This is a genomic window from Magnetospirillum sp. (assembly GCA_027532905.1).
Classification (GTDB): Bacteria; Pseudomonadota; Alphaproteobacteria; order CACIAM-22H2; family CACIAM-22H2; genus Tagaea.
The window spans coordinates 517902-526402 of the sequence record JAPZUA010000002.1 but is presented as its reverse complement, the minus strand read 5'-3'; the positions used below and the strand labels follow the sequence as shown (position 1 = coordinate 526402).

General features: G+C 62.3%; 10 protein-coding genes. 2 read left to right on the top strand and 8 right to left on the bottom strand.

The genetic code is table 11. The annotated features are described in order from the left end of the window. Positions 1–104 precede the first annotated feature (104 nt). The 3 genes from O9320_10565 to O9320_10555 all read right to left on the bottom strand — a co-directional run bounded on the left by O9320_10565 (position 105) and on the right by O9320_10555 (position 2119). Positions 105–611 (bottom strand): isoprenylcysteine carboxylmethyltransferase family protein, encoded by a 507-nt coding sequence (locus tag O9320_10565; protein ID MCZ8311288.1) that lies wholly within the window; start codon positions 609–611, stop codon positions 105–107. Then, entirely contained in the window at positions 608–1660 is a 1053-nt protein-coding gene (locus O9320_10560; GenBank protein ID MCZ8311287.1) for a type III polyketide synthase, read from the bottom strand. The genes O9320_10565 and O9320_10560 overlap by 4 nt, the downstream gene beginning before the upstream one ends. Positions 1661–1750: 90 nt before the next feature. Further along, positions 1751–2119, bottom strand: a complete 369-nt coding sequence (locus O9320_10555; protein MCZ8311286.1) for a PRC-barrel domain-containing protein — start codon at positions 2117–2119, stop codon at positions 1751–1753. 258 nt (positions 2120–2377) lie between these two features. Here O9320_10555 and O9320_10550 point away from each other — a divergent pair, with 258 nt between their 5' ends. Beyond that, positions 2378–3004 carry a chemotaxis protein CheB gene (locus O9320_10550; GenBank protein MCZ8311285.1) on the top strand — a complete coding sequence of 209 codons (627 nt, stop codon included), beginning with the start codon at positions 2378–2380 and terminating at the stop codon, positions 3002–3004. A gap of 45 nt (positions 3005–3049) precedes the next feature. Here O9320_10550 and O9320_10545 read toward each other — a convergent pair whose 3' ends face one another. Genes O9320_10545 through O9320_10525 form a run of 5 tightly spaced genes read right to left on the bottom strand, consistent with a single transcriptional unit; the run spans position 3050 to position 7298 of the window. Beyond that, positions 3050–3790 (bottom strand): amino acid ABC transporter ATP-binding protein, encoded by a 741-nt coding sequence (locus O9320_10545; GenBank protein MCZ8311284.1) that lies wholly within the window; start codon positions 3788–3790, stop codon positions 3050–3052. A 1-nt stretch (position 3791) separates the two neighbouring features. Beyond that, complete coding sequence (locus O9320_10540) at positions 3792–4433, bottom strand: amino acid ABC transporter permease (GenBank protein MCZ8311283.1); 642 nt, start codon at positions 4431–4433, stop codon at positions 3792–3794. Further along, positions 4434–5159 (bottom strand): amino acid ABC transporter permease, encoded by a 726-nt coding sequence (locus O9320_10535; protein ID MCZ8311282.1) that lies wholly within the window; start codon positions 5157–5159, stop codon positions 4434–4436. It abuts the gene before it with no gap. Positions 5160–5162: 3 nt separating this feature from the next. After that, the gene (locus O9320_10530) at positions 5163–6350 is read right to left on the bottom strand and encodes an aminotransferase class I/II-fold pyridoxal phosphate-dependent enzyme (protein ID MCZ8311281.1); all 1188 of its coding nucleotides are present in this window, start codon (positions 6348–6350) and stop codon (positions 5163–5165) included. Between the two features lie 21 nt (positions 6351–6371). Continuing rightward, positions 6372–7298 carry a transporter substrate-binding domain-containing protein gene (locus O9320_10525; GenBank protein MCZ8311280.1) on the bottom strand — a complete coding sequence of 309 codons (927 nt, stop codon included), beginning with the start codon at positions 7296–7298 and terminating at the stop codon, positions 6372–6374. A gap of 202 nt (positions 7299–7500) precedes the next feature. Here O9320_10525 and O9320_10520 point away from each other — a divergent pair, with 202 nt between their 5' ends. Next, entirely contained in the window at positions 7501–8457 is a 957-nt protein-coding gene (locus O9320_10520) for a LysR family transcriptional regulator (protein ID MCZ8311279.1), read from the top strand. Positions 8458–8501 lie beyond the last annotated feature (44 nt).

Sequence of the window (8501 nt, the reverse complement as noted above, 5' to 3'; positions counted from 1 at the left end):
TCGGTGCGTGCGACCCCGCTGAAAGCGGGATCCTCGGGGCGGCCGAACTGCCAATGAATTCAAATGCGCGCGGGCAAGCGCGTCATGCCGAAAAGAGCGCGCGATCAGCGGGCTGCGAGATCGCGTGCACCGGCCAAAGCCGCATCTTCCGCACGGATGCGCACGAAGAGGGCGGCGGCGTTCAGCGCCGTAAAGGCGGCTGCATAGACCGGCATGCCGAGACAAAGCGGCAGCACGGCAATCTCGCCCACGACAACCGCATAGTTGGGGTGCGACATGAAGCGATACGGCCCGCGCCGCACGAGCGGCGCATTCGGCAGCACCACGATGCGCGTCGTCCAGCGGCGCCCGAGGGTCGCGATCGTCCAAACGCGCAAAACCTGGATTGCGAGAAAAACCGCCAGCCAGCCGTTCTCGACCGGGCTGTCCCATCCGCCGATCCAGAGCCCGCCAAGCCATGCCGCATGCAGGGCCACGATCAGCGGATAGTGGCCTGCACCGAACTCGACGGCGCCTTGCGCCATCAGCGCCGCAGTGTTGCGCCGGGCATACCACAGCTCGGCCAGACGTTCGGCGGTTACGAAGGCCAAAAGCAGTGCCGCCGGGATCATGCCGCGTCTTTAAGCGAAACGCAGCTTGCCGAAAAGCCAGGTCCCATCGCCGTCAGCAACGTGCGCGGCGCCAGCCCGCTGCGCACAACACGCTCGAGCACGAAGAGTGCTGTCGGCGCCGACATGTTGCCGAAATCGGCCAGCACGGCGCGTTCGTGGTCGAGCGAACCCTGCTCCAGCGCAAAGGCGCGCTCGAGAGCCGCCACCACTTTGGTGCCGCCCGGATGGAAGACGAGCCGGTCGAAATCGGCAAATTCCAAATCCGCGCGCGCGAGAATGCCCGCAACGGCCGGGCGCATATGCGCCTCGGCAAAGGGCGGAATGGCGCGGTCGAAGATCACGCCGAAGCCTTGCGGATCGATCGACCAGCCCATGACGTCGATCGTTGCGGGCCAAAGATGCTGGCCGCTCATCTCGAGGGCGGCAATGCCTGCACCGTCCGTGCGCAGCACACAGGCAGCCGCGCCGTCGCCGAACAAGGCGGTCGCGACAATGTTGGCTTTGGTCAATTTGTCGAGGCGAAAGGCAAGCGTGCAAAGCTCGATCACGACCAGCAGTACGACACTGCCGGGGCGCGCGACGGCAAGCCTTGCTGCGAGCGCAAGCCCACTGACGCCGCCGGCACAGCCAAGCCCGAACACGGGCACGCGTTCCACGTCGGCGCGAAAGCCCATGCGTCCGGCAGCGTGCGCCTCGAGGCTCGGCGTCGCAATGCCCGTCGAGGACACAGTGACGATCGTGTCGACCGCCGACGGCGCGAGACCGGCTTCGTCCAAAGCCCGCGTCGCAGCATCTACGAAGAGCGCCAACGCGCCGTCGAGAAAAGCTTCGGTACGTTCCGGCCATCCCAAGGGCTGGAAATACCAGTCGATCGGCCTCACAGCATAGCGACTGCGGATGCCGGAACTCTCGAACACGCGCGCCAGGCGCTCGTAGTCGCCGACACGTCCGGCAAATCCGCGATGCGCGGCCTCTGCGACGTCGCATTGCTCGATTTTGTGCGGCGGCACGGCCGTCGCGAGCGAGACGAGTTGGGCTGTCGGCGGCATGTTGCGTCCTGTCGGTCGTCGCTGGTTGCAGATGCACGCAGCAATGCGGCAAGCAGGAAACGCTTGCCGCATTGTCGCCGTGCTTGGCGATTACATCCAGTAGCCGGGCGCGCTGTAGTACTTATCGACCTTGCGGCCGTACTCGGCGGTCCACTCGAAATTGCCGTCGCTGTCGTAGTTCGGGGCCGCTTCCAGAATCTTCTTGTCGATATCCACCACGTAACCACCCAGTTTGGTGTCGTAGGCAAGCGTCGCCCACGGCATGGGATGGTGCTTCTCGTTCATGCCGAGAAAGCCGCCGAATGAAAGAACGGCGTAAATGGCGCGGCCGCTCGTGCGGTCGATCAGAATGTCGTCGACCGTGCCGAGCTTTTCGCCTTTGCGGTTGAAAACCTTGGCGTCCTTGACCTTGTCGGCGGCGATAAGCGAAGCGACTGTACCCGTATTGCTGTTCATCATCGGCAAACTCCTTGATGTCGATTGGGGGTGGATCGAAACGATCTGCATCGCAATATGTCGAGCCGTACCGGCAGCCCCTGCCGCTGCAGATCGACGCAATGTAGGTGCGGCTTGCTTTGCAGCGGTAGTTTCGGGAACTACGCAGGGCCACTTAGCGCGGATGCCACGCTCTCCCCATATTTAAGCCGCGATTGGCGCCTTCAATCGCGCCGATACATCCGGCAAGCCCGCAAACTGCCACAACGCCCGGGGGCCAACATGCGCAGTACGACCGTTGCCAAGGCCTTTCCTATCGTCTGTGTCGGCGGATCTGCCGGCGGCCTCGATGCGTATGTCCGGCTGCTGTCGCAGCTGCCGGCGGATATGGGGGTGGCGGTCGTCATCGTGAACCATATGCGGCAGGTGGCGACATTGCTGCACCAGATCCTGCCGAAACACACCGCAATGCCGGTCATGCTCATTGCAGACGGCATGCCGATCCGCGTCGACTGCGTGTTCATCATTCCGGAACGTACCGATCTCCATGTCCACAACGGCCGGTTCCGTCTCGCGGCTATATCCAAACCGCGCGGTTGGCCGGATGTGATCACCGTGTTTTTGCGCTCGCTCGCGCGGAACTGGAAAGGACCGCTCGTCGCCGTCATCGTTTCGGGCCTCGACGGCGACGGGGCGGCCGCCTTGCGCGGAATCAAAGCTGTCGGCGGCATCACAATCGCGCAAGACCCGATATCGGCCAAACAGCCGGACATGCCGATATCGGCAATCGGCACGGGCTTCATAGATTTCATCCTGACGCCCGAGAAGATCGGGCAAACGATCGCGGCACTCGCGCACGAAAAAAGCGCGCTCCGCGCCAAGCAGCTGCGTGCCGCCGCGTTCGCTTGAGTGAGGCCCGGCGCTTGTTCGGCGACGCCGACGGAGACAGAGAGTCTATATCTTGAGCAGAATCCGATTGAGGAACTCGCGCGCGCGCTCTGTCTTAGGCGACCCAAAAAAATCCTCGACACCGCTCTGCTCGACGATGCGGCCCTTGTCCATGAAGACGATCTCGTCGGCGACTTCGCGCGCAAATCCCATCTCGTGGGTCACGACCAGCATCGTCATGCCGTCGCGCGCAAGATCCCGCATGACCTTCAGCACTTCGCCGATCATTTCCGGGTCCAACGCCGACGTCGGTTCGTCGAACATCATGACCTTGGGCTCGAGCGCGAGTGCCCGCGCGATCGCCGCACGCTGCTGCTGACCGCCCGACAGGCGCGCAGGGTACTTGTCCGCCTGGTCGAGAATCCCGACCCGGTCGAGATAGTGGCGCGCTTTCGCCTCCGCCTCGCGGCGCGGCAGACCCTTGGCCTTCATTGGCGCCAGAACCACGTTGTCGAGCACGGACAGATGCGGATAGAGCTCGAAATGCTGAAAGACCATGCCGACATTGAGCCGCAGCTTCGGCAGATTCTTGCAGGTCCGCACGCCGACGCCGTCTACGAATACCTCGCCGCCTTGGAACGGCTCGAGGCCGTTCACGCAGCGCAGCAGCGTGCTCTTGCCCGAGCCGCTCGGCCCGCAGATCACGATCCGGCTGCCGATATTCACGTCGAGCGACACGTTTTCGAGTGCCCGAAAAGCACCGTAGTCCAGACAGACATCCCGTATCGCGACGATCGGTAGGGTCATTCTATGCCTGCTTTTCGAAATGCCTGGAGAGGAGCGAGCCCGCGTAGCACACCGCGAAGTATGCGAGTGCCGCAAAGCTGTAGAGTTCGACGGGGCGAACGGTGCGTTCCGCAATCATCGACGTCGTATGCATAAGTTCGTGGTAGCCGATCACATAGGCAACCGTCGTTCCTTGGAACACCACGATGCATTGGGTGGTCAGTGCGGGCCGCATCGCGCGGATGGCTTGGGGCAACACGATGTAGCGCATCGTCTGCGCGTAGCTGAGCCCCGAAGACAGGCCCGCCTGGACTTGGCGCGTGCCAACCGACTGGACGCCGGCACGCACGATTTCGCCGAAATAGGCCGCGAAAAATACGACGAACGCGACGATGACGGAAGCGCCGTCGTCGATCGAACGGCCGACGATCAGCGGAACCGAAAAATAGAACCAGAACAGGATCAGCACGAGCGGATTGCTGCGCAGCGTATGCACGAAACCAGCGCAGACGGTGCTGAGCCAACGCCGCCGACTGAGTCGCCCGATCGCGATCAAGCAGCCGATCGGAAAGCTGAGTACGATCACCACGGCGGCAAGCTGCAGGCTGGTGCCTAAGCCGCGCATCAGAAGCGGAAAATTGGCGCTGACGACGTTCCAATCCATTCAGGCGTCGCTCTTTTCGCGTTTGATGAGGCCTGGGATGTAGGCGCGCCGCTCGACCCACCCCATGAGAACGATGACCGCGATCGTGGTGCAGACATAGGTCGCCGACGCCACCGTATACGCCTCGATGCCCTTGAACGACCACGCTTCGATTTTGCGCGCCACGCTCGAAATCTCGGCGACGCCGATCGTCAACGCAAGTGCCGTGTTCTTGAAGATGGTTAGAAACTCCGACGTGATCGCCGGAATAATGATCCGAACGGCATACGGAACGATCACGTACCGGTACATCTGGAACGGCGTCAGCCCCGTCGACAGTGCAGCTTTGAACTGCCCCGGCGGAATGGCGAGGATGGCCGAGCGAATCTGCTCGGCGACGCGCGCGGCCGTGAACAACGACAGGCCGATCACGGCCGTCCAATAGGGCGCTTCGTCGAGCCGGTTCCAATAGAGCTGCAAATGCTTGGGCAGAAATTCCGGAAAAACATAAAGCCACAAAAAGAGCTGCAGCAAGAGAGGCACGTTGCGGAAAACTTCGACATAGAAGGTGCCCGCAAACCGCAAGGCACGCGACGGCGTGTTGCGCATCACGCCGACGGCGATGCCGATCCCAAGCGCCAGGAACCAGGAGAGCAAGGCAAGATGGAGGGTGGTGAAGATGGCATCGACGATCCAAGTGAAGTAAGGCTGTTCGAGCAGCATCCCCCATCTGAATTCGTAGCGCATCGCCTAGCGCAGCTTTCGCAGAAAGCGGCGCATCTGCGCAAGGCCGGCTTCGATCTCGGGCACCGAGGCATTGAAGACGAACCGCATATGCCCTTCGCCGTTCCGCCCGAACACGCTGCCCGCAATGCCCGAAACGCGCGCCTGCTCGAACATCGCCGCACGCAGTGCCGCCGACTTCATGCGATATCCCTTGAACGACGGAAAGGCAAAATAGGCCCCCTCCGCCCGATGGCAGGAAACGCCCGGCAGATCGTTGAGTCCGTCGACGAGTGCGTCGCGCTGGCGCTGGTAGTTGTCGAGCATCTTCGCGAGCGGAATATCGCCCTGCACGCGGTCGCGCATCAGCGCCGCAGCCGTACCCGCCTGCGCAAACGAAGTCACGCACGTGATCGTGTGCGAAGAGATCATTTGGATCTTTTCGCTGAGCGCTGCGGGTGCAACGATCCAGCCCACGCGCCAGCCGAACATGTTGTAGATCTTGCTGGCCGTCTGCACCGTGATGGTGCGCGCATACATACCGGGCAACGACGCAAGGCTCACATGCCTGCGCCCGTCGTACATGAAGCGCTCGTAGGCTTCGTCCATCAAAACAATCAGATCGTGCTTGCGCGCGACGCGCGCCACCATCTCGAGGTCGGCGCGGTCGAGCACGCGTCCGGTCGGATTGTGCGGATTGCAAAGGATCAGAATTCGCGACTTCGGCGTGATCCGCTTCGTCAACGCGGCTTCGGTGAGCTTGAAGCCGTCCTTCTCGTGGATCGGAACCGGAACAGGCGTGGCCCCCGACAGCCGCACCATCGGCTCAAAGCTGAGCCAGCCCGGATCTTCGAGCAACACCTCGTCGCCGCGATCGACGAGCGCAAACAGGGCCGACAGAATCGCCTGCTTGCCCCCGACCGTCACGGTGACGTCCGTTTCAGGATCGACCGACATTGCGTTTTCGCGCGCGAGCTTGTGCACGATGGCTGCGCGCAGCTCCGGAATGCCGCGCGAGTCGGCGTAGAACGAAGCCTGCGCCGACTTCAAATAGGCAACCGCCGCTTTTTTGATGTGCGCAGGCGTATCGGCTTTCGTCCCGAAATCGTGGATGCGAACACCCTCGGCGCGCAGCTCACGAATGCGCCGGATCGAGGCGAGCGACGACGAAAAAGCGATCTTCGCGATCCGCTCTGCAAATTTCTGGCGCACCATCAGCAACTCCTCGCGTGCGGCTCAGGTCCGCGGCGGCAGCCAGGCTTCGATCCCGAAGGGGCACTGGTTGTCGAGCACGACGCGCAGCGCATTCGTCATCGGCAGCGGGAATCCCGCCTTTGGGTTCTTCTCGCCAAACCATTCGTCGTAGAGCTTGTCGAAATCGCCGGTGCTGATCATGTAACAGAGCGCATGGTTGACCGTGCGCGCCCATTTGGAATCGTTCTGCGGAAGAATGATGCCGCTTGGGATGCAGAAGAGTTCCGGCCCGTGCACGGTCCACTCCTCGGGATCCTTGGCCTTGACCTGGAGTGCACGCAACGCGGAATCGAGCGTGATGTGAACGTCCGTACGCCCCTGATCGAGCGCCAGAAACCCGACGGCATGGGTCGGAAAGGTCACAATTCGCGGCGGCGGCACGATCTTGCCGGTCTCGCCCATCTGCGTGAGCACTTTCTGCTCCACACTGCCGTTCGTGACGCCGATGCGCTTGCCACCGAGTTCGGAATAGTCGCGGATCGGCGTGCTCTTGCGGTGGAGCATCTGCACGCAAGTAAGGTTGTTAATCAGCGAGAAATCGACCACGTCTTCGCGCTCGATCGTTTTGCCGGTCGAGCCGAGTACCCAGTCGAGCGTGCCATTCACGATCAGCGGGATGCGCGTTTCCGGCGTCACGCGGCGGAACTCGAGGGCGATCGGCGTCCCCATCTTGCGCTGGATGAGCTGATGGAGTGCGCGGCTGAGTTCGACAGACCAGCCGGCGACTTCGCCCTTTTCGTCAACGTAACCGTAGGGCGGCGTGCCTTCCTGGGCGCCGACGACGAGGCGTTTCTCGCGCAGTACCTTGTCGTATTTGCTTTGGGCCGCCGCATCCGTGCCGAAGGCCGCCAAGGCCACAAGGCTTGCAAGGACGGCGCAGACTGCGGAAACAGCGGGTCGAAACATCATGTTTGCTCTCCCATGCGAACCGTTTTCGTCCGCGCATCGCAGCGCGAGGCGGCGCTCGAATGCGCCTATGACGCGAGAATTAGGACGCACGCGCGGATAACCGTCCAATCCCGTGTTTGGATCATATCGATAATGAATTTTTATAGCACCTGCGGCACACTGACGCCGAAACGGATTCGCCCCGGTTGAGGTTTTGGGTCGCATGCTGGATCTTCGCAATCTCGAAACGTTCCTTTGGGTGTCGCGGCTGGGCGGTTTTCGCGCGGCGGCAGAAAGGCTTAACACGACGCAGCCCGCGATATCCGCCCGCATCGCGATACTCGAACGGGATCTAGGCGCGCGCTTGTTCGACCGCCGCGCCCGGCGAGTGGTGCTCACGGCCAAAGGCAGCGAACTCGTCGATTACGTCGAAAAGATGCTGCAGCTTCGCGCGGACATGCTGGGCGCGATCGGCGACCCCGCTTCGTTGCGCGGCAGCCTCCGGCTCGGCGTGCCGGAAACCATCGTGCATACTTGGCTTGCCGAACTCGTCGAACAGATCAGCAGCACCTACCCGTCCGTTACCCTCGACATCGAGGTCGATTCGACGCCTGCCTTGCGTGAGGGCTTGCTTGCCGAGAAGCTCGATCTTGCGTTTCTGCACGGCAAAACCGACGATTCAAGGCTCACTACGGCACCGTTGTGCGCCTATCCGCTTGGCTGGTTTGCTGGACGCAAAGTGACGTTTCCAAAACGCGCGCTGACCTTCAAAGACATCTGCCGCTGGCCGATTGTCACGTTTCGGCGCGAATCAGCCCCCCATGTTGCAATCCGCAAAATGTTGTCCGGCGTCGGAATGGCAGACGCACGCATCTTTGGGAGTTCGTCGATTGCCGGAACGATGCGTATGGCGATCGACGGGATCGGCCCCTGCGTGCTGCCTTACGCGGTCGTTCGCCACGAAGTGGCTGCGGGCAAGCTCCGCCAACTCGACGTGCCCTATTCTGTTCCGCCGATCGAGTTTTTCGTGAGCTACGCTGCCAAAGGCGGCAATCGATTGGCGGCGTCCGTCGCGGAGGTCGCGACGGCGATCGCCGAACGCCACCTCGACACCCGCCGCCGCGATGCGCGAGCACGCCCATCAAAAGTTTCTATCGGTCGAATTCAAAAGAAAAATTAGACCGCCGCCGCGCATCGCGCTGATATCGCAGCCTCGACGCGCGG

Coding starts and splice junctions, on each gene's coding strand:
- O9320_10530 (MCZ8311281.1), bottom strand. CDS start 6,350: ATGGTGCGCCAGAAATTTGCAGAGCGGATCGCGAAGATCGCTTTTTCG.
- O9320_10555 (MCZ8311286.1), bottom strand. CDS start 2,119: ATGATGAACAGCAATACGGGTACAGTCGCTTCGCTTATCGCCGCCGAC.
- O9320_10545 (MCZ8311284.1), bottom strand. CDS start 3,790: ATGACCCTACCGATCGTCGCGATACGGGATGTCTGTCTGGACTACGGT.
- O9320_10565 (MCZ8311288.1), bottom strand. CDS start 611: ATGATCCCGGCGGCACTGCTTTTGGCCTTCGTAACCGCCGAACGTCTG.
- O9320_10560 (MCZ8311287.1), bottom strand. CDS start 1,660: ATGCCGCCGACAGCCCAACTCGTCTCGCTCGCGACGGCCGTGCCGCCG.
- O9320_10540 (MCZ8311283.1), bottom strand. CDS start 4,433: ATGGATTGGAACGTCGTCAGCGCCAATTTTCCGCTTCTGATGCGCGGC.
- O9320_10535 (MCZ8311282.1), bottom strand. CDS start 5,159: ATGCGCTACGAATTCAGATGGGGGATGCTGCTCGAACAGCCTTACTTC.
- O9320_10520 (MCZ8311279.1), top strand. CDS start 7,501: ATGCTGGATCTTCGCAATCTCGAAACGTTCCTTTGGGTGTCGCGGCTG.
- O9320_10550 (MCZ8311285.1), top strand. CDS start 2,378: ATGCGCAGTACGACCGTTGCCAAGGCCTTTCCTATCGTCTGTGTCGGC.
- O9320_10525 (MCZ8311280.1), bottom strand. CDS start 7,298: ATGATGTTTCGACCCGCTGTTTCCGCAGTCTGCGCCGTCCTTGCAAGC.